At 61.1% G+C, this 19,625-nt stretch carries 17 protein-coding genes; 7 read left to right on the top strand and 10 right to left on the bottom strand.

Translation table 11 applies throughout. The annotated features are described in order from the left end of the window. Nucleotides 1–101: 101 nt before the first annotated feature. From F757_RS0118135 to F757_RS0118145, 3 genes are all read right to left on the bottom strand, one after another. A complete protein-coding gene (locus tag F757_RS0118135) occupies nucleotides 102–704 on the bottom strand; it encodes a TetR/AcrR family transcriptional regulator (RefSeq protein ID WP_027212623.1) in 603 nt (200 codons plus the stop codon). A gap of 694 nt (nucleotides 705–1,398) precedes the next feature. Beyond that, complete coding sequence (locus tag F757_RS36925; RefSeq protein ID WP_332258135.1) at nucleotides 1,399–1,569, bottom strand: DUF6726 family protein; 171 nt, start codon at nucleotides 1,567–1,569, stop codon at nucleotides 1,399–1,401. Nucleotides 1,570–2,748: 1,179 nt separating this feature from the next. Then, the gene (locus F757_RS0118145; protein ID WP_027212625.1) at nucleotides 2,749–3,411 is read right to left on the bottom strand and encodes a DUF3313 domain-containing protein; all 663 of its coding nucleotides are present in this window, start codon (nucleotides 3,409–3,411) and stop codon (nucleotides 2,749–2,751) included. A gap of 535 nt (nucleotides 3,412–3,946) precedes the next feature. On the opposite strand from F757_RS0118145, the gene F757_RS0118150 reads away from it, so the two are divergent. From F757_RS0118150 to F757_RS0118160, 3 genes are read left to right on the top strand one after another with little or no spacing between them, the layout of a single operon-like run. Continuing rightward, nucleotides 3,947–5,215, top strand: coding sequence for a paraquat-inducible protein A (locus tag F757_RS0118150; RefSeq protein ID WP_027212626.1), 1,269 nt, complete (start codon nucleotides 3,947–3,949; stop codon nucleotides 5,213–5,215). Further along, nucleotides 5,208–6,836 (top strand): PqiB family protein, encoded by a 1,629-nt coding sequence (locus F757_RS0118155; protein ID WP_027212627.1) that lies wholly within the window; start codon nucleotides 5,208–5,210, stop codon nucleotides 6,834–6,836. Before F757_RS0118150 ends, F757_RS0118155 begins: the two co-directional genes overlap by 8 nt. Then, entirely contained in the window at nucleotides 6,833–7,438 is a 606-nt protein-coding gene (locus tag F757_RS0118160) for a PqiC family protein (RefSeq protein WP_027212628.1), read from the top strand. Before F757_RS0118155 ends, F757_RS0118160 begins: the two co-directional genes overlap by 4 nt. Before the next feature lie 647 nt (nucleotides 7,439–8,085). On the opposite strand, the gene F757_RS36640 is transcribed toward F757_RS0118160, so the two are convergent. Together F757_RS36640 and F757_RS0118175 are read right to left on the bottom strand one after the other, a co-directional pair. Continuing rightward, a complete protein-coding gene (locus F757_RS36640) occupies nucleotides 8,086–8,316 on the bottom strand; it encodes a hypothetical protein (RefSeq protein WP_232221425.1) in 231 nt (76 codons plus the stop codon). A 252-nt stretch (nucleotides 8,317–8,568) separates the two neighbouring features. Then, on the bottom strand, nucleotides 8,569–9,849 hold the full coding sequence (locus tag F757_RS0118175; RefSeq protein WP_027212630.1) for an MFS transporter: 1,281 nt from the start codon (nucleotides 9,847–9,849) through the stop codon (nucleotides 8,569–8,571). Between the two features lie 387 nt (nucleotides 9,850–10,236). Between F757_RS0118175 and F757_RS34700 the strand changes: the two genes are divergently transcribed. Together F757_RS34700 and F757_RS0118185 are read left to right on the top strand one after the other, a co-directional pair. Then, nucleotides 10,237–11,670: a methylenetetrahydrofolate reductase C-terminal domain-containing protein gene (locus F757_RS34700; RefSeq protein WP_051376809.1), complete on the top strand. Its 1,434-nt coding sequence runs from the start codon at nucleotides 10,237–10,239 to the stop codon at nucleotides 11,668–11,670. Between the two features lie 18 nt (nucleotides 11,671–11,688). After that, nucleotides 11,689–12,111, top strand: coding sequence for a cupin domain-containing protein (locus F757_RS0118185; RefSeq protein WP_027212631.1), 423 nt, complete (start codon nucleotides 11,689–11,691; stop codon nucleotides 12,109–12,111). 18 nt (nucleotides 12,112–12,129) lie between these two features. On the opposite strand, the gene F757_RS0118190 is transcribed toward F757_RS0118185, so the two are convergent. The 5 genes from F757_RS0118190 to F757_RS0118210 all read right to left on the bottom strand — a co-directional run bounded on the left by F757_RS0118190 (nucleotide 12,130) and on the right by F757_RS0118210 (nucleotide 16,735). Continuing rightward, entirely contained in the window at nucleotides 12,130–13,011 is an 882-nt protein-coding gene (locus F757_RS0118190; RefSeq protein WP_084530948.1) for a LysR family transcriptional regulator, read from the bottom strand. A gap of 136 nt (nucleotides 13,012–13,147) precedes the next feature. Then, a complete protein-coding gene (locus tag F757_RS34705; protein WP_051376811.1) occupies nucleotides 13,148–13,549 on the bottom strand; it encodes a dihydroneopterin aldolase in 402 nt (133 codons plus the stop codon). Further along, nucleotides 13,542–14,405: a bifunctional methylenetetrahydrofolate dehydrogenase/methenyltetrahydrofolate cyclohydrolase FolD gene (gene folD / locus F757_RS0118200; protein WP_027212633.1), complete on the bottom strand. Its 864-nt coding sequence runs from the start codon at nucleotides 14,403–14,405 to the stop codon at nucleotides 13,542–13,544. The genes F757_RS34705 and folD overlap by 8 nt, the downstream gene beginning before the upstream one ends. A 7-nt stretch (nucleotides 14,406–14,412) precedes the next feature. Continuing rightward, entirely contained in the window at nucleotides 14,413–15,270 is an 858-nt protein-coding gene (gene purU, locus F757_RS0118205) for a formyltetrahydrofolate deformylase (RefSeq protein ID WP_027212634.1), read from the bottom strand. Between the two features lie 97 nt (nucleotides 15,271–15,367). Next, nucleotides 15,368–16,735 carry an aminomethyltransferase family protein gene (locus tag F757_RS0118210; RefSeq protein WP_027212635.1) on the bottom strand — a complete coding sequence of 456 codons (1,368 nt, stop codon included), beginning with the start codon at nucleotides 16,733–16,735 and terminating at the stop codon, nucleotides 15,368–15,370. Nucleotides 16,736–17,379: 644 nt separating this feature from the next. Here F757_RS0118210 and F757_RS0118215 point away from each other — a divergent pair. Then, complete coding sequence (locus F757_RS0118215) at nucleotides 17,380–17,967, top strand: glutamate ligase domain-containing protein (protein WP_156923664.1); 588 nt, start codon at nucleotides 17,380–17,382, stop codon at nucleotides 17,965–17,967. Nucleotides 17,968–18,294: 327 nt separating this feature from the next. Then, entirely contained in the window at nucleotides 18,295–19,320 is a 1,026-nt protein-coding gene (locus F757_RS0118220; RefSeq protein ID WP_027212637.1) for a porin, read from the top strand. The last annotated feature ends 305 nt before the right edge of the window (nucleotides 19,321–19,625 follow it).

Here is a 19,625-nt window from a genome sequence, read left to right on the forward strand (position 1 = left end):
TCTGTTCGACCCGTCTCCGGCTAGACGTTCGCGTCGGATCGCGATCGATCTATCTCCGTCCGACATGAAGCTAAAAGGATGCAGGCCCCGTCGGATCTATCTCAGGCGCCGGAGCGCTTCTTCACCGTGGGCTTTGCGGCCACATTTTTCCAGGCGTCATCGTCGAGCAACGTGTCAAACAGCCGGTCACGGTCTTTCCGTGTGAGTGAAGACATGCCGAGTAGCGTCGAATACGCAAGGCCGCTGGCGGCCAACAGACGGATCAACGAAAAATCACGATCCGACGCCTCTGCTTCAATGTTCTTCAACGTTCCTTCATCGATTGCCCGAAGACGTTCCAGAAGGTCCGGATTCGGGTGTGCAATCAGTGTTGCAAGCACAGCGCGTGCAACAGAATGAGGCTGGTTGGCCGATTCGCGGTAAATCGCAATCTGGGCGGACAGTGTCGGTTCCGCCTTCGACGAGCCCTCTTTAGCGAGGTATTTCCTTGCGACCTGCTCGAAATGATGGCGATGATATTCAGCCAGCGCCTCAAGAATTCCGTTCTTGGTGTGAAACTGGTGCAACAGGCCGCCCTTGCTGATCCCGCTTTCACGCGCCAATGCATCGAATGTCAAACCGCCGACGCCGTCACGGGCAAGTATAGCCAGTGCCGCTTCGATTGCTTTTTTGCGGGTGATTTCCGAACGAGTGTGATTGTCCATTTCTATTTAACATGATGTCCGCAACGCATGACCCAAGCGCATCACGCTCTTCGTCAACTCCTCCCGCCTGTGCGCTGCGCGAGCGATGCGATCTCATCCCCCGATTCGCCAGGAACGGACACCACGGGGTTGAACTAGGGCCATCGGCCATGAAGATGGCATTCTACGACACTTCCACACACTCGATCCGACCGTCCAGACGGTTTACTCAGGCATTTTCCCATGATATTCTCCGGTCTCAACTCGGGCGATCCTGGGTATCCGCCAAACCCGGGCACATGAGGGCGATTGCTACAGCGGATGAGCGCCGATCAACGGTCGCCCGTCTTTGCATTCAGTTCAACAAACTCCACCGACTTCCCCGAAGAAAGTCGTTTCGGAGCGCGTGGCCGGGCCTCGCTGACATTACTTTCATCTCCGGATTCCGTCCCGATACGGGCGACGCCAATCCACTCATGACCACTGCCAGACTACGTCATGCATCGGATGGGTAACATCGGACAGGCCCGGAAGCCACCAATCGGAGTTTGTGCGCTGCCATGACAGACGCCATACCGCGGCTGGCGGTCCGGATCGCGAAGGCGGTCCGCCGCCTGTTCGCCATCCTCCATGATGTGGTGACCGGGCGATTGTGACCGGACACGTCATCGATGTCCTGGCCGGCTCTCCCCCGCAGAGGGTCGGGTCGATTCGATCACGGATCAATGACCGCCGCGCAGGTATCCGTCGGCGCCGCCGCTACATGCCCTACCACCGGAACGATCTTGATACCCGCCGACGCAACGCGACACGGAGCTGCAGCGAGACCACAGCCCCCCAGTGCGAACCCCAGAACGACGCATGCGGCCCATACAAGGTATTTCATTACAATTTCCTCCGACACCAGAAAACAGGACAGGTTGCGTATCTCACCACGGACAGCCGACGCCGTTAAATGCATTCGGTCCGCGGCATTAAGAAACAATCCTCAGGTATCCTTTACTTTTTTTCCAGAGCACAGCCGAAGCAGAAGACGCATCGCCTGGGTGGCCTGGCCTGACACTCCGGTCCGGCGGTACACGGGACCAATGCCCCATCCAGTCACGCCAGATGGGCTCGTTCGTCCGGTTTTCCGTGTGTTTCCGCGCAGTCGATCAAACAGTCGATCGCGCTCCTGCAGGGACAACGGGCACAGCCCGGGAAGGCAGGACAGCACGAATCCCTGGCTGCTTACCGGTGCAACAAGGCATTTCAGGACCACCTGCTTCCTCGCTGATCCGTTTCACCCTGGCCGCATCCATCTCCTGGACGACATTCAGGAACTCCGGATCTCGCATCCGCTCTGCTCGGGGAGCCAACGCGACATCTCGCGGCTGACCGGCAGCCGCCCGGGCCATCGCTATCTGCGCCAGAAGCATGGACTGCATTTCAGTCGACTCACGCGTGGCAAGCTACGCACGCGCAAATTTCCCGGGATGCCTGGTCTGGATATCCAGTCGTGCTCCCAACGTCATCGCCCATCAGGCAACTGATGCGCACGCCACCGTTACCCGTCCCGCTCATCTTCGGCGCCCGTAGCGCCACTGCAGCCAATCCCCAGCCCCGGCGTCACCCGGAAAGCATGGCAGGCAATCGACGGAATCATCACGGGTCACAAGCCCTTCATACCCTTTTCCCTTCGCCGAATACGCAGACCGGCTCGCTGGATACCAACGAACGGCCGCGTTATCGCGAAGCGGTATGAACACCTGAATGGACACCGACGACGAGCGCGATGTAGATAAGGGCACAGAAGACTCCGGCTAACGTGCCCAACACATCCCTGGCGACTGCACCGCGTCGGAAATGGACCGGAATGCCTACCAGCACATAGGCGATCGCAAACACCACGGCCACCATCAAAGGCGGCGGGACAGACAAGACTACAAAGTCGACCAGAGCCGGCATGCGCAACCTTCGGGGACGTCAGGGCAGCCGCCATCTGCGCGGCGGGTTCCGGCGGCTTGTACGATGGACGCACGCGGCGCCAGACAGCGCTTCGGCTGACGCGCCGCCGCGAGTCCTTCTAGTGAAACTGGGCGACCAGTGCGGCAGCGCCCTTGTCCAGGCCAGTCTTTGCAGCACCCAGTGACCCGAATGCGGCCGGCAGGTTCATCGCATTCGGATACTGCTTCGAAACATAGGCTTTGAGCAGGTGCCCGTTGCTGCTGTCATAGATCTCCACCGCGTAGGAAACCGAGCCGCTGAACGCCCCCTGGGCACCGCGCACCGCCTGCACGCCGTTGTAGAGATTGCCCGCCAGATCGAAATGCATGAACTGCCCGACCAGTGGCTTTGTCTTTTCAGCGCCGGTCAATGTCAGCTTGACGCGCAGTGTGTCAGGACCGGGCTGCTTCGCGAGCTGGAAGCGCGTTGCCAATTCTTTCGAAAACGTTTTTGCCATGTAGCCGGCAAGCTCGTCCCGGTCGGCGCCCTTTATGTCGCCGAACTGGTTGTCACTCCCCTGGTACACGACGACCGGCTCCAGCAGAACCTGCGTGTATCGTGACCAGACCACAGGGGAAGCGTATTTGTAGGGCACCTTGCGTGAATCGTCATCGCGGTTTTGCTGCAACTGTGAGGAAGAGGAAATACCCGTGTACGGGACGGGCTGCACACCGGCGCACGCAGTCAGGGTTAGCACCGCTGCAGCGGTGACAAGAAGCGGGACGACGTTTCTGTTGAACACTTGGCATTCCTTGGGGAGCAATTCGAGGTGGGAGAGGCCCGCTGTTCCGGGCGGAACCGATGAGACCGGACAGTAGCACCGTTTTTATTTTGTGTAAACCGTCTATCCGGTCTGTAAATAAGGGGCGACACGCTACAATTTCACCGCCCTGCTCCGCGAGCCTCCACGCCCGCACCGCACGCGCCGCGACAACTCTATATCAATAGCGGATGAAAAGGCCCGCCCGCAGATTTGTCTCAGGCAGGAAATTGACGCCGCGCTGACCGGTCTGACGGGATGGTGTCCGTGGAATGCCGCTCGATTCGCTGTCGGCGAAAGTGGCATCAGCGGGGACGGACTCCTGCATCAGTTCATACGCGGCACGGCATGTCGTGCGCACTGCTGACCGATCAGCGGCAGTTCGGGCGAATCCCGCCAAATTTTTAATTCACAAACAAACCGTCTGTCCGGTTTACAAATTCGCATCGCAGTGTTAGTCTGCCGCCTTGTATGAGCCGTCCGTCGTGTGTTGCGCGCGAGAACCCGGATATCAGAGATGAACGAAGCCAAACTTGTCGCGTGTCACGACTGTGACCTGCTCCAGCGGAGTGCCCTGCTCTCCGGACGCGGCATTGCGCGCTGCCGGCGTTGCAGTGCGATCCTCTATCGGAGCCTGCCGGCAACGTACGACCGCGCACTGGCACTCACACTGGCTGCCGCGGTTCTGTTTGTGGTCGCCAACTGCTTTTCTGTCGTCGGACTTCGGGTCCAGGGCACATTCGTCGGGACGACGCTGTTCGGAGCGGTCTCAGCGCTATGGAGCGACGGCATGTGGCCTTTGGCCGGACTTGTCTTCGTGACGACTATCTTGATGCCGTCGCTGAACATCCTGGCAGTGATCGGTGTGCTTTTGCCGCTACATACAGGCCGGTTGCCGCAGCGCCCCGAACTCATTTTGCGTGTGCTCAGGCATGTTGCACCCTGGGGAATGATCGAAGTGCTCATGCTCGCCATGCTGGTCGCGCTCGTCAAACTGGAACATCTCGCGACCGTTATGCCCGGTGTCGCTCTGTGGGCATTCGGCGCGGTGATGGTGCTGGTCACCACAGCAAATGCTTCCTTCAATGCGGCGGATATCTGGGCGCGTCTCGATAGCGTGCCGCACGTCAACGCTGCGCCGGGGGCGCCTGAGGAAAGTGCGGTGGCCCCGACTGCGGCCCGCGCCGGTCTGTTCGTGTGTCATGCCTGCAGCCTGCTGTCAAAGCCGCTTGCACACGCGCATGGCGGCATCTGCCCGCGCTGCGGCGCGGTTTTACATCTGCGCAAACCACACAGTCTGTCACGCACCTGGGCGTTCCTGCTGGCTGCGATGGTCCTCTACATCCCAGCCGTTCTCCTGCCGGTCATGGTTACCAGCACCGTATTCGGTACCCAGTCGGACACGATCCTGAGCGGCGTGGTCTTTCTCTGGAACTCCGGGTCGTGGGCGCTTGCCGTGATCGTTTTCATTGCCAGCATCGTGGTGCCCATGCTCAAGATCCTGTCGCTCGTGTATCTCGCCTGGAGCACGCAGATACGCTCGCGAGTCACCCCTCGCAAACGAACGCATATCTACCGTTTTCTGGACCTTGTCGGCCGCTGGTCGATGCTCGATATCTACGTCATTACGATCCTGGTTGCGCTGGTCCAGTTCGGTTCTGTTGCGACGATCGATGCAGGTCCAGGGGCTATCGCATTCGGATCAGTAGTCGTGCTGACCATGTTCGCGGCATTGTCGTTCGATCCCCGGCTCATATGGGATCCAGTGGAGCTGGAAGTTGAATAAATTGTCCGGGCAGAAAGAGAACAGTGAGGCGACCGGCTTTCCGGCGGCGGTCACTGTGAAACCGTCGAGGTGGCGCGTGCAGGCCGTGTGGCTCGTGCCGCTCGTCGCAATCCTGATTGCAGGCGGGCTCGCCGTGCAGTCGATCATGCAGAAGGGTCCAACCATCACCATCAGTTTTGCTACAGGAGAAGGCATCGAGGCTGGCAAGACGAAGATCAAGTTCAAGAACGTCGACGTTGGCGTGATCAAAAGTCTCGCCTTGTCCGACGATCATAAGACCGTGCTTGCCAGTGCTGAAATGTCTCGCGGCGCCGCCAGCATGCTCGTCGGCGATACCCGCTTCTGGGTCGTCCGGCCGCGCATTTCCGGAGGCACGGTGTCGGGCATCGGCACGCTGCTCTCCGGCTCTCACATCGGTATGGACATCGGTACGTCGAAACAGGCACGGCGCGACTTCGTCGGCCTCGAGTCGCCGCCGGTGCTCGCCTCCGGCGCACCGGGGCGGGAGTTCGTGCTGAAGAGCGGCAACATCGGCTCGCTCGACATAGGCTCACCCATATTCTTCCGGCGGCTGCAGGTGGGCCAGGTCGTCTCGTACGCACTTGATCCTGACGGCGCAGGCATGACCATGCATGTCTTTGTCAATGCGCCGTACGACAGGTACGTGACGAACGACACCCGCTTCTGGCATGCCAGCGGCGTGGACGTGACCCTGGACACAAGTGGTGTGAAGATCGATACCGAATCCATGGTGTCGATCCTGACTGGTGGTCTTGCATTCGAGAACCCGCCGGAGACGACCGCGACAACCGAAGCGGACGCACTGCACCGGTACGAGCTTTTCGCAGCGCGCGCCGAGGCAATGAAGCCGCATGACGCGATCGTCGACAGATACGTGCTGGACTTCAGGGAGTCGGTGCGCGGATTGACTGTCGGTGCACCTGTGGACTTCCGGGGTATCGTCATTGGCGAGGTATCGGCGATTCACGCGCACTTCGACCCGGTTACCCGGGAGTTCAGTATGCCTGTCGACGTCAACATATATCCTGAACGCCTGATCTCGCGAGAGAACTGGCAAGGCGATCTGGGCAATACCACGGCGGAGCGAAGGCAGTTCGCGGACTATCTGGTCGCGAAAGGGATGCGGGCGCAACTGAGGACAGGGAGCCTGCTTACCGGACAACTATATGTCGCGATCGATTTCTTCCCCGCCGCGCCAAAAGCGACAGTGGACTGGAGTAATAAGACGCCCCGGCTGCCGACGGTGCCGGGCAATCTGCAGGGCTTGCAGGAGTCCATTACAAGCCTGGTGGCAAAGCTGAATGCGATCCCGTTCGATGGAATCAGCAAGGATCTGCGCAAAACGCTCAGCGACGCAGACACGCTGCTGAATACCGTCAATACGGAGATTGCCCCCGACGCGAAGGCGACGCTCGCCGCGGCCCGGGAGGCACTCACGTCGATGAACCGCACGTTGCAAAGCGACTCTCCATTGCAGCAGAGCACGGCCGAAACCATGCATGAGGTGTCGCAGGCGGCGGCCTCGATCCGCACGCTCGCGGAATATCTCGAACGTCATCCGGAAGCGTTGATCCGTGGCAAGAGCAGGGGCAAACCATGAACCGACAATCAGCACTGGCTCTCGCGATGATCGTGTCGGCCCTGTTTGCCGGGTGCGCCACGTCGCCGACGGCCCGGTTCTACACGTTGAGTCCTGTTCAGGTTGCGGCACTGCGTCCGGATACCGAACCGCTTGTGATCGCGATCGGTCCGGTGACGGTTCCGGGCCTGGTCGACAGGCCACAGATCGTTTCCACTATCGATACGAACCGCGTGACTATCGATGAATTCGCACGCTGGGCCGATCCCCTGAAGAGCCAGATCGCACGTGCGCTGGCGGCGGATCTCACCCAGCTCATCCCGGGTTCGGTTGTGTCGGTCTATCCACGGCGTGTCACCGACAGTGCATACAGGGTATCGATCGACGTACAGACCTTCGATTCGTCGGCGAGTGGTTCCGTGTCGCTGGCAGTGATCTGGTCGGTACGCCCTCCGACAGGGAATGTGGTTGACGGACGTACGGTGGTCCACGAGGCGGCAAGCGGGCCTGGCTACGACGCGCGGCTCAGTGCATACAGTCGGGCCCTTGCGACGGTGGCAAACGGGATTGCTGCAGCGGCGACGCAGCCCCCCATGGGCGCAGTGAACGCACACCGGAAATAACATTGGAGATACAACCGCTTGGAGGCGGATCCGCCGGACAGGCGGAATATCGTTGACAGCCCGATTGCCCCGCCAGGTCGGGTTATTCCACAAGTTTGCGCGGGCATACGCGCGCGCGATCGTCTGCGCCGAACAGACCCACGGCCGGTTCACCATGAAAGCACAGTCAAAAAACGGGATTGCGCTGTCTGGAACAGGCGCCACCACCATCAGGCGGCCCGAAGATCGCATCGCCCGACGACGCGGATAACGCCCGATCTGCGATATCGGGAGAAACAGCGGCGTCACGGAACGATAGAGCGACGTTACGCACCGCAAGATCCGGACTCTCCTTGCATCAACCAGCATGAGCCGCCAGACACGCCCGCGCCAGAACAGCACGGATAGCACTTCCCTGCTGCTCAGTCCACAACCTCGCACACCCCCCAAGGGGAATGGATGACAGTACCGGCTTGCAGGCCGCTCGCACCGGTCAAACGTGCCCGGAACCGGATCTCCGGTCCGTTCGCCGCGGATACGAACGGGCCAATCTCGACCACTTCAAGCTCACCGTCCTGACACGGGATTCTCGAACCGACAAGGGCACTCGTGCGCATGCGTGCGCCGTTGCCCGCCCGCGGACCGAATATCGGGTCGTTGAAACTCGCCTAAAAGTAGTTGATGAGATACGTCGCCAGCTTCGGATGACACGCATGCACCACATGGGGGTCCGGTGCATAGGCCGCGCGCTGAGGCGGTCCATTGTGCACTTCCGCGCCGCTGTAGATGGCGATGGAGAGCGAGAAGTCTGTGAAGATTTCCTTCTGATCCTTGCCGGGAATGATCGCGACATCGATCTTCGCTTCGCGATACGCCGCCGCCATCTCGTCCAGCGCCACGCGGCAGCGCGCCGCGCGCACCGTGCGTTCTTCGAGGTCAGAAACGGCTCGAAAGCAGCTTCGCGATGCGCTTCGAGTTCAGGGTATGTCCAGGTCCGATTGCGAAATCAAAGTTCCGGATTATTGCGGTCACGTTCGCCGTTCTTGAGCCAGTCTTCCGGCGCCTGACCCAGCATGCCACTGCGTGGCACGGCCATACCGAATACAATTTTTGCTATGAAAGCGCATCCTTGATTGAATTGTTTCTGGTGTTCAAACCTGGTGCAACTCAGGTTGCGGTTCGCTAACCCGGGGCGCCCATTCGGGGCGATAGAGAAAAGCCGTGGCAAGCGCGCCGACGACCAGAAAAACCAGAATGATGAGCATGGGAAGGTCGTAGCTGCCGCTCGCTTGCAGCAGCCAGCCCGACAGACTCGCCGTGACGCCGCCTGCGAGACTCGTTGCCACGCCCTGGATTCCGGTCACGAGTCCGATAGTCTGCTTTGGAATAAGCGTGAGCCGCGATAGCACGAGATTGTTCGCGGTCACCAGACCGAGCAGCGACAGCGACAGCACGTTCCAGAACAGCGCCATCTGCACCGTGCTCGCATAGGCACCCAGCAACACCGTGCAGCCACCGAGAAAGCCCGTCACCGTGAACGCCTTGCGCACGAGAACAGGATTGCGTCCGCCCGCGATCATGCGGTCCGCCACCCAGCCCGCCACGGCCGCAACGATGGCGATGCCCGCAAAGCTGAAAAACGTAAAGACGCCGGAACGCGAGATAGACAGATGCCGCTGCTCGACCAGATAGGAGGGCATCCACGTCATGCAATAGAACGTGAAATAGCCGTAGCAGAAGTTGGTGATGATGCCCCCCCACACCACCGGGCTGCCTAGAATATTGCCCAGCGTCACCGAGCGCGCGCTGATGTTGGAGCGAATGACTTCGGGTTTCGAGGGGAAGTCGTTGCGCACCATGGTCAGCCAGGGAACCAGCCACATGAGGCCGACCAAACCCGTGGCGAGAAACATGGCCTGCCACGAGTAATTCACGATGATCCACGCCCCCAGCGGCGCGCCGAACGCAGGGCCGAACTTGTTGCCCATCGCAAGCAGGCCTACCGCCAGACCGTTCTGGTTTTCGTCGAAGTTATTTCGGATCCACCGGTAGCTGGCGGGAATCACGATGGCTTCGGCCGCGCCGATGATTAGCCGCATCGCAATCAGGCTCGTCAGCGCAGTGACCGCGCCCATCAGCGCGGTCGCCACGCACCACAGCGCGAAGCTGATCGCATATGGCCACTTGACGCCGTAGCGGTCCGCAATCCAGCCCATGGGAATCTGAAACACGCCGTAGGACCAGAAGAACGCCGCGTTGATCCAGCCGCGATCCACGTCATCGAGTGCGAAGTGCCGGATGAAGCCCGGATGAGCCAGCGTGGCCGAAATGCTGGTCCGGTCGACATACGCGATCAGCACGCCTAGCGCCAGAAGCGCGAGCACGCCCCAGCGGTGCGCCATACGCGATGGTCGGTCCTTGGTTGTCTCCATTTGCTTTTTCTCTGTTGTCGGGTTGAGTCGTTGCGCGTGGTTCACCTTACCCGGAACCCGCGCCATGTTTTGCTACCTGAATCGTTTCCACGGGACGAAGGATAGGAAAGCCTCGCGCCGCTGTCCCTACACAAAAGTGAGTTTCGATGGCACTTTTCCACGCCGGCCGAATCGCTCAGGCGGACTTTCCGATTCGCTCGATTCCCGCAAGCTAAGTGTGCGCGTGCGGTGCTTTTTCCCGCCCCTTCGCGGGCATAAGATTGCTCGAATGCCGTTGCGTTTTTCCGCTCGAAACGAGCGGCGCAAGACGCTCCGAAAACTATCCGGGAGACAGTGAATGAAGGCCGTGTCCAGTGACAACCGTCAGCATGTATCGGCGGAGAAGCGATGAAAGCATTGCGGCGCTTTTCATTGAGGCACGCGCACGGCATGCGTGCGCTGTATGGCATGTTTGAGCGTGCCACGTCGCGGCTTGCGCCGGTCGCGAAGCTGGTCGGGGCGGACCGGCTCGAAGCCGTTATCCTGCCGGTCGAACGTGCGGCCAAGCGCGCATTCTTCGACTGCCAGATGTGCGGCCAATGCGGCTTGTCGGTCACGGGCATGGCCTGTCCGACGGGCTGCGCCAAGGGCATGCGCAACGGTCCGTGCGGCGGCGTGCGCCTCGACGGCCACTGTGAAGTCCGGCCCGAACGACGCTGCACCTGGGTCGATGCGACCGAAGGCGACGCACGCATCCGCCCGGGACACACGCAGACGTGGACGCGGCGCGCGCCGCCACGCGATCACCGTCTGAACGGCAAATCCACCTGGATGCCTATGATCGCGCACGCCTCGCCCGTGCCCGCACCGGTTCGCGCCGCGCCAGCCGCCGTGCCGTCCATGCTGGACGACCCCGTGGCCAACGGTTTCGCGAAGCTGTGCCGCGAGCGGAGCCGGTTCATCGTGACGGTCGAGATTTCGCCGCCCGACTCGGCTGACCCGCAAGCGCTCCTGAAACGCGCGGCCGTGTTTCGCGGCCTGACCGATGCGATCAACATCACGGATGGCGCGGGCGCAAATTGTCACATGTCGAGCGCGGCGGCCAGCGCCCTGCTGCTCTCGGCCGGCTACACACCGGTGAGCCAGGTGAGTTGCCGGGACCGCAATCGCATCGCGCTGCAAGGCGATGTGCTCGGGGCCGCCGCGCTCGGCGTCCGCAATGTGCTGTGCCTGACCGGCGACGACGTTTCCAAGGGCGATCATGCCGCCGCCAAGCCGGTCTTCGATCTGGACTCCGTGAATCTGCTGGATACGCTGCGCGGCATGAGCGAGCGCGGCGAATATGCGTCGGGTCGCAAGCTGGAGCGCGCGCCGCGCCTGTTCCTCGGGGCCACTGCGAATCCCTTCATGCCGCCGTATGCCGAACGCATCGCCAATCTGGAGCGGAAAGTGGAGGCAGGCGCGCAATTCATCCAGACGCAGTTTTGCTTCGATTTGCATCTGCTGGAACAGTTCATGCGCGAAGTGCGTTCGCGCGAGCTTCACAAGCGCGCCGCGATCATCGTCGGGGTCGGCGTGTTGTCGACGGCCCGCGCGCTGCGCTGGATGGCGGATCACGTGCCCGGCGTCAACGTGCCGATGGCGGTGACCGAGCGCATCGCCGCCGCCGCGGATCAGCGGCTCGAAGGCAAGCGCTTCTGCATCGACACCATTCGCGGCATTCGCGGCATCGAAGGCGTCGCCGGTGTTCATCTCATGGGCTACAAGAACGAGGACGTGCTGGCGCAGATCATCGTGGAAGCGGGACTGCGCGCGCCGGTTCTCGACGTGGAGTCGGTGTAGTGAGGAGCGGGAGCGGCCATGACGACTGACCACCCGAGTCTGGAGGAGATCGTCGAGCGCTTCGGCATGGAGCGGCATCATCTTGCGGGTTGGTACGCCCCCCATTATTCCGACAGCGAAGTCTCGGGACCGCCTCGACTGTCATCCATGTATTACTTGCTGGCGGGCGACGAGCCCGTCCAGCTTCACAAGCTCAATGGCATCGAGGTATGGCATTACTATCTCGGCGCGCCCGTGGAAATGCTCGTGACCAACGGCAGCCGCATGCATCAGGTCAGCCTGCTCGGCGCGGACCTGGCGGCGGGTCAGCGACCGCAGCTCGCCGTGCCGGCGCATGTCTGGCACGCGTCCCGCAGTCTCGGCGAATGGACCTTGCTCGGCTGCACCATGTCGCCGGGTTATTCGCCGCACAGCCCCTTCGTGCTCAACGTCATCGGCTAAACCCGCATGCGCAGCGGGTCAGATCGAATGCGCGCCGAACCACTCCACGACGAAGTTCATCAGGAGCGTGACCTTTGTGGGCACGCCGCTGCCGGGCGCAATCGCGACATAAAGCGTCTGGCCGAACGGCGTCCACTCCGGCAGCACTTCGCGAAGCCGTCCGTTTGCAAGATCGTCGCGAATGAGCGGCACAGGCAGCAGCGTGAGTCCGAGGTGATCGAGCGCGGCGTCGCGCAGTGCGAAGAAGCTATTGGTGGAGAAAGCCGGCGTGGGCTGGAACCGCTCTTCGCGGCCGCCCCGCCCGAATTGCCAGGTGTGGTACGCGAAATGAACCAGAGCATGATGTGCGGCGATGTCGGCCGGATGGTTCAGCGCCGGCCGCGCATCGAGATACGCAGGCGACGCGCTCAGGCAATAAGGAATATTCGCCAGCCGTCGCGCGATGATCCGGCTGTCCGGAATGGGCCGCGTATGCAGTGCGATGTCGCAGCCCTGCTCCAGAAATCCGTACGCCGTCTGTGCCACGCCACCGAGCACGAGTCGCGGTCGAATCTCGGCATACTTTTTGGCGAAAGCCGTCAGCAGGCGCGTGGTCGTGGTTTGCAGCCATTTGGGCGCGAGCACGGATATCTCGCCGCGCGCCTCCGCCGCTTCCGACGAAATCTGCCGGTCCATTTCGTTCACGCGCGTCAGAATGTCGTCGCAAAAGTGGTAGTAACTTTGTCCCGCCTCCGTCAGCGACAAGGAACGCGTGGTCCGGTTCATCAGGCGTACGCCGAGTTCTTCTTCCAGCGCCTGAATGTGACGGCTCACCAGCGTTCGAGAGATACCCAGATGCTGCGCGGCGCCACCCAGACTACGCTGCTTCACCGCTTCGACGAAGGCCTTCATTGCACTCATTCGATCCAATTGTGTCTCCTATCGCCGCCCGGGCCGCGGCGCGCTCCAGGAACCGGCATCGTCCGAATCGAAAGACAGCTTGCGTCCGCCCTCTCTCCATGAGGCGTGGTTCATCATACTAAAGCATAACGCGCGCTCAAGCCCGAGACTTGCTCAGCGTGACGCACGTGCAAGCGAGGCAGCCCGGCACGGCGCGCGGCTTACGGATCCGCACTTCCGCCCCAAGCACGGTGTCGTGCGTCAGGCACATGCGCGCCAGTCTCATAGCGAACGTCTCGATGAGCATGATGCGCTGCGCCGCGAGTCCGAGCGCGCAAGCCCGAACGCGGGTGTAGTCGAAGGTCTGCGACAGTTCGTCCATCGCGGGCGGCACCACGCTGAGCGCAACGTCGATGACGAGCGGCTGCGGCACGCCCATCTCGGCTTCGTACACGCCGATATCCGCCATGACCTCGATATTGTTCAGGATGACCTGACACTGCGCCGAAACGAATGCGGAAAAACGCTTCGCATATGGTGCGGACATGAGTTCATGCATCGACCGATCTCCTGGCAGCCTTCAGCGTGTTGTTCATCAGGCAGGCGATGGTCATGGGACCGACACCGCCGGGAACCGGCGTCACAGCGGCGGCGTGCTCCATCTCGTCCGCGGCGCAGTCTCCGACAAGCCGTGTCGTGCCGTCCGGACTCCGCATGCGCGTGATGCCCACGTCGATCACGACCGCGCCCGGCTTGATCCAGTCACCGCGGACGAGCCGGGGCGCGCCTGCGGCAACCACCACGACGTCGGCGCGGCGCACGATCTCCGGCAAGCCTTGTGTGGCGATATGCGTCACTGTAACCGTGCATTCCCGTTCGAGCAGTAGCAAGGCCACCGGCTTGCCGACGATATTCGACTTGCCGATGACCACGGCGTGCTTTCCGCGCAATTCATCCGTCACAGTGTCGATGAGGATCATGCAGCCGAGCGGCGTGCAGGGAATCAGCCCGTCGCTTCCAGTCGAAAGGCGGCCCACGTTGACGGGGTGAAACCCGTCGACGTCCTTGCCGGGCGCAATAGCGTCTAGCACCTTGACGGCGTCTATCTGATCCGGAAGCGGCAGTTGCACGAGAATGCCGTGTACCTGCGGATCCCGGTTGAGACGCGCGATACGTTCGAGCAACTCCCCTTCCGGCGTTACCTCCGGCAACCAGTGCATCTCCGACCGAATGCCCGCCTTCTCGCATTCGATGACTTTCTGTCTGACATAGACTTCGCTCGCCGGATCGTCGCCGACGAGCACCACGGCGAGGCCGGGCGCGATATCATGCTCATGACCAAAGGCCTTTACTTCGCGCGCCACCTGGTCGCACAGTGCTTTTGCAATCTGCTTTCCCTGAATGATTCTGGCCACGCCCGCCTCAATCCCGAAACACGATGGTTTTGCGTCCGGACAGCAGCACCCGGTCTTCCACATGCAGGCGCACCGCTTCCGAGAGTACACGCCGCTCGATATCACGACCTTTGCGAATGAGATCTTCGGGCATGTCGGCGTGATTGATTTGTTCGACATCCTGATGGATGATGGGTCCTTCGTCGAGATCGCCGGTGACATAGTGCGCGGTCGCCCCGATCATCTTCACGCCGCGTTCGTGCGCCTGATGGTAGGGTCTCGCGCCCTTAAATCCAGGCAGAAAGGAATGGTGAATGTTGATGCAGCGGCCATTGAGAAAGTCCGCCATGCGGTCGGACAGTATCTGCATGTAACGCGCGAGCACGACCAGTTCCGCGCCCGTCTCCTCGACTAAAGCGCCAATCCGCGCTTCCTGTTGCGGCTTCGTTTCACGCGTGACTGGAAAATGGTGATACGGAATGCCGCTGCTGAGCGAGATCGTGACATCTTCTCTCGGATGATTCCCGACGATGCCGACGACATCCATCGCCAGTTCGCCGATGCGGCGGCGATACAACAGATCGCCGAGACAGTGATCCAGCTTGCTCACGAGGAACAGCACCTTCACCGGGGTGGCTTTGCGTCTGATTTTCCATTGCATGCCGGCCGCGCACACGGTGCCGCCGAACGCGCGCTGGAGCGCGCCTAGCGTGTCGGCCGACGGCACGTCGATTTCCATCCGCATGAAAAAGCGGTCGGCCTTGCGGTCGTTGAATTGCGCGGCGGCAACGATATTCCCGCCGTGCGCGGCGAGACAGGTGGTGACGGCCGCGACGAGTCCCGGGCGGTCTTCACATTGAAGGGTTAGGATGCAGGTTTCGGTCACATCAAACTCGTTCGTTCGGGAAGGGATCCCGGCGGTCGCGCGGACCTGCTCCATCAGCCGGTCCGCACGCGCCCAGCCGGCACGCGTCTCGCCCCGCTTACTTGCGATACGCGTTGCGGGCATACGCACCATAGGGCGCGGGCGCGACGATCGCCTTGATCGAAGTCTGCTCGTGCGGTTCGACCTGCGGCTTAGCGGACACAGGGTTTTCGCCCCACAGCACCGTAACTTCCGTGCCGGTTTCGGCTAGGTCTTCGTCGATCACCGCCAGCGAAACGACAGAGCGCTCGTTCGCGATATAGCCGCAGTCCATCGAAATCCCCACGCGCCTGCCACCGGCCAGCACTTCGTCCATCTGATAGAGGCCGTAACGCGCCTTCGGCATGTTGAAGTGCTTGTGCTTCGGTCCCTCGCTCCATGCCGACGACACGACGCGCGCCATGTCCTGCCCGTCCCACACCAGCGTGACCTTCTTGCGGCGCTTGCCTTTCGCGTGCTCCTTTAGCGCCTCCGCGCCGACGAAGTCGTGGTCGAACGCCACCATGCGCTCATAGCCGAGATCGAACGGCGTCACGTAGTAGTCGGTGATGTCCTTCGAGTAGAGACTGCCCGCAAGACTTCCGGCGGCTTTGGCCGGCAGCCATTCGCGATAGCCCTTCAACTCGGCCTGGCTGAAAATGGCAGGCAACGGCCCCGGAATCCAGCCCGATTCGAGATTGGCCGTGGAGTAGGCAATCGAGCCTACGCGCAGCAAACCAAACTCCTGCCCGGCCGAAAGAATGGCGTCGCGAATCGCGTCGCCTTCGGCCCACGGTCCGAAAATTTCGAAGCCGACCGCGCCCGCCATGCCATGACGCAGCGCGCGCACGCGATGCCCCGCGATCTGAAAGTCTGTCATGCCGAAGAACTTCACGTCCGGCAGCGGCTGCCCCGTCATCTTCTCGACCAGCGGACCCGCGAGCGGCCCCTGCAATTCGTAGCGGTAAACGACCGGCGGACGTCCGCCCCGATCCATGGATTGCGGATCGCGCTCCGTCGTGACATCCCACTTGCCCGTTTCGACGTGATACTGAACCCAGTCCAGCGCAGTCGGACGACCCACCAGATTGAACAGTTCCTCTTCGAGGTAGAACAGCACGCAGTCGCCGAGATAGTGACCGTCCGGCGAGGTGGCGACGAACTGCTTGGCCATGCCCGGCCTGAAGTTGCTGAAACTGTTGACCGCGAGGCTCGAAAGAAGCTTGAACGCGTCCGGACCTTTGACGTAGTGATCGACCATGTGATGAGACTGGTCCATGAATCCCACGCCGTCACGCCATGCATTGACTTCGCTTTGCCAGTTCGTGAACTGACCGGATACGGTGCCGTGAGAGAACGCACGACGCTGACTGTTGCGCAGCAGTTCAATAGCGTTCCCCGCGCCCTGGATGGCGGATTCGAGACTGTCGGTCGGTGAAGCGGTCATGTGATGATTTCCAATGTCGTGGTTTGGTTTTGTCCCGGCGAATCCGTTCGCCGCGAGACAACGCAGCAGCACAGCGCCCGAAGCAATCTTAAGAGCTGGAAACGCGCTGAAAAAGCACGTGAGACGCACACTAACTTTGCGGAAATCGCTCGAATCGGCTCAAGCCACGGCGGACGGGCATGAGCGGAAAACCGCAGCCATGCGCCCCGTGTCCGCGCCACGACGTGCACTGGACAAGCATTTCTGCGATCCGTATCGTTCAGCCCTGTCGAACCCCCGGCGCCCTCATGGGCGCCCATCCTCATCGATGGGAATGCATGCACACCGACTCTCTCAAGCGACACCCGCTCAGGCGCGACGTCCTCACAAACTGGGAGCATCGTCCGGGCGGCGCGATGAAGAGACGCTCAAACGCATGCGCGATCTCATGCGCCGTCTGGGCGATCCGCACTTGAGCTTTTGCGCCATCCATGTGACGCGAACCAACGACAAAGGCTCCGTATGCGCGCTGCTCCAGGCCTGCAGCCATCGCTTGCGGGACGGCCGGCATCCTGAAGTTCGGCACGCATCTCGTGACGATCCTTTGCGCCGCCGACGAAGCGGGCTAGGTCCTGCACGATCAGGCGCGGGCAAAGGCATGCAGCGTGCAGGTGGTGCTTTCGAGCGGGCGCATCGAACACATCAATACGCGGATGGAGGGAGCGGTGCTCGACTATCTCGGGCAGCCCGCGGTCTTCTCGTTTGCGAGCCTGCCAGTCGACGCGCGGTTGATCCACCCGCGCGTGCCTGCGGCCGCGGGTCTTCCCGGTCGGACGGAGCGCTTTCACCTCTGCGCCAGCGGGGGCCAACCCGCGAGCGTGGTGATGGATGGCGCGCACTTCCCGTTTGATCTCGAAGCCGTGCTTCGCGAGTTCAACGACGATGCGGAGCCTGCCGCGCCATGCGTGGCCATGGTTGGCATCGGACTGGACAAGGATGCGGAGAAGCTGTTGTCGGTTCTTTCCGGACACGCGTCGCAGTGCATCGTCACGGAATTGCCGGAGCCATTCCGAAGCGTGCCGTGCAAGGCGTTAAAGCGCATCGACGAAACGAGAGCCGCGCCGGTCATGACTCATGCATCAATGTCCGCTGCGATCGACATCGCGATGACCCATGCCGAAAACGTCGGAACCACCAGGGTCGCCCTCATGTTTCGTCTCGTCCTGAGAGAACTGATTCTGGCTCAAGTTTAGTCCCGGCAGACTTACACCAGGATGGCGGAAATCTGAAAGAACTGTTATGCGACGGCACGATTTCGGCGCCATTATTTGGCATTTTGCACCTGTCCATTTATTCAGTTATCCGATTCATCCACTATCCTAACTATTTATCGAACACCCGTACATTCCCTAATCCCACCGAAAAGTACCAGCGAAAACGCACTTTGTGCAGGGACCCGAAACAGCACACGGAATACGCTTCCTTCGTGTCAGCAGTGACATCCACATAAAGCCCGACGTCGTCGCCATACCTATTCAATAAAACGACGTCCCGATCACGACAAAAAGATCCGGAGACAAATGAAAAAGACTCTTCTCGCAGCTACGGCGGTTGTTTCCCTCAGCGCGTTACAAGGCGCTTGGGCGCAAAGCTCTGTGACGTTGTACGGCGTGGTGGACAATGGCATCGAGTATCAGGACGGCGGCGAGAACAAGGTGGTTCGCGCATCGTCCGGCGGGCTGTTCGCCACCGTGTACGGTATGATCGGCCATGAGGATATTGGTGGAGGTGTCCACGTCAACTTCCAGTTGGAACAGGGCTTCTCTTCCTTCACCGGCGTGGCGCAGGTAGCGGGCGACGCATTCAACCGGCTGGCATGGGTCGGCATGTCGGGCGGTTTCGGTGAATTCCGGGTGGGTCGCCAGAAGAAGCCTCAGTATCTGTTCCTCGATGGTGAACTCGATCCGATCGCGGGCAAGTCGATTGCCTCTTCTTTCAGCGATCTGGCGACCGTTTCGGTGCGCGCCAGCAATGCGCTCACATACTTCGCGCCGAGGTATCGCGGGCTGGAAGCGCAGTTCATGGTGGCGCTCAGAGATTCGACCACCAAGCCATCCAACGGAATTCAACTCTATAACGCGGTCGCCAGATATATTAACGGGCCGTTCCACCTTGCGGTGGGATACGAGCAGCAAGCCAATGCAGCCGGAACGTCCATCCAGCGAAACCTCACCCTGGCGTCATCGCTGCGATTCGACGCCACCCGTTTCCATCTGGTCTACACGACAGAGAGGCAATCGGATCATAGTCTGAACGTCGCTCTCTACACCGCGTCGGCATCCGTGCTGCTGAATCCCGCGAACGAAGTGGCGCTGATGTACGGGTATCTTCACGACCGCAGCGGCAAAGGCAACAATGCGCAGCAGGTCGGCGTCGGTTATATGTATTTTCTTTCGAAGCGTTCGACGCTATACGCGCTCGCGGGGCTCGTCGATAACCGCAATCAGGCGACTCACGGGCTCGAAGGGACGGAGTATTCAGGCATACCAGTGACGCCCGGCGCAACCGCGCGGGGGGTCATCATTGGACTAATGCACAAGTTCTGAGGCCGGGCTTCAGTACGGAATCAACCGTGTCAGGAGTTCCCTTAGCGTCTCCGGCTGATCATTTTTTGCCTGCTCGAGTCTTCTTCCGTTTTTTTGGCGACGGGCCGCCGCCCACTGCTAGCATTTCTTTTCCAGGCTTCACGACTACAGGTAGCTTTTCAGCGAATTGTCGGCGATGGAGTTTAGGTAGACTGACCGCTTCTGGCCCGAACACCGCCTCATGCAACGGACGTATCCCCGCAAATCTGCAGTTGCTTTCCCTCTCGAACGCACGAAGCTCGCAGTCAGGTTTTGGTACAAGTCGA

It is taken from the genome of Burkholderia sp. WSM2232 (assembly GCF_000472545.1).
In the GTDB taxonomy this organism is placed as follows: Bacteria; Pseudomonadota; Gammaproteobacteria; order Burkholderiales; family Burkholderiaceae; genus Paraburkholderia.

Excerpts from the sequence above, each read along its gene's own strand:
- F757_RS0118135 (WP_027212623.1), bottom strand. The coding sequence starts at position 704 with ATGGACAATCACACTCGTTCGGAAATCACCCGCAAAAAAGCAATCGAA.
- F757_RS0118210 (WP_027212635.1), bottom strand. The coding sequence starts at position 16,735 with ATGACCGCTTCACCGACCGACAGTCTCGAATCCGCCATCCAGGGCGCG.
- F757_RS36925 (WP_332258135.1), bottom strand. The coding sequence starts at position 1,569 with ATGAAATACCTTGTATGGGCCGCATGCGTCGTTCTGGGGTTCGCACTG.
- F757_RS0118150 (WP_027212626.1), top strand. The coding sequence starts at position 3,947 with ATGAACGAAGCCAAACTTGTCGCGTGTCACGACTGTGACCTGCTCCAG.
- F757_RS0118190 (WP_084530948.1), bottom strand. The coding sequence starts at position 13,011 with ATGAGTGCAATGAAGGCCTTCGTCGAAGCGGTGAAGCAGCGTAGTCTG.
- F757_RS0118160 (WP_027212628.1), top strand. The coding sequence starts at position 6,833 with ATGAACCGACAATCAGCACTGGCTCTCGCGATGATCGTGTCGGCCCTG.
- F757_RS34705 (WP_051376811.1), bottom strand. The coding sequence starts at position 13,549 with ATGCATGAACTCATGTCCGCACCATATGCGAAGCGTTTTTCCGCATTC.
- F757_RS0118185 (WP_027212631.1), top strand. The coding sequence starts at position 11,689 with ATGACGACTGACCACCCGAGTCTGGAGGAGATCGTCGAGCGCTTCGGC.
- F757_RS34700 (WP_051376809.1), top strand. The coding sequence starts at position 10,237 with ATGAAAGCATTGCGGCGCTTTTCATTGAGGCACGCGCACGGCATGCGT.
- F757_RS0118175 (WP_027212630.1), bottom strand. The coding sequence starts at position 9,849 with ATGGAGACAACCAAGGACCGACCATCGCGTATGGCGCACCGCTGGGGC.
- F757_RS0118220 (WP_027212637.1), top strand. The coding sequence starts at position 18,295 with ATGAAAAAGACTCTTCTCGCAGCTACGGCGGTTGTTTCCCTCAGCGCG.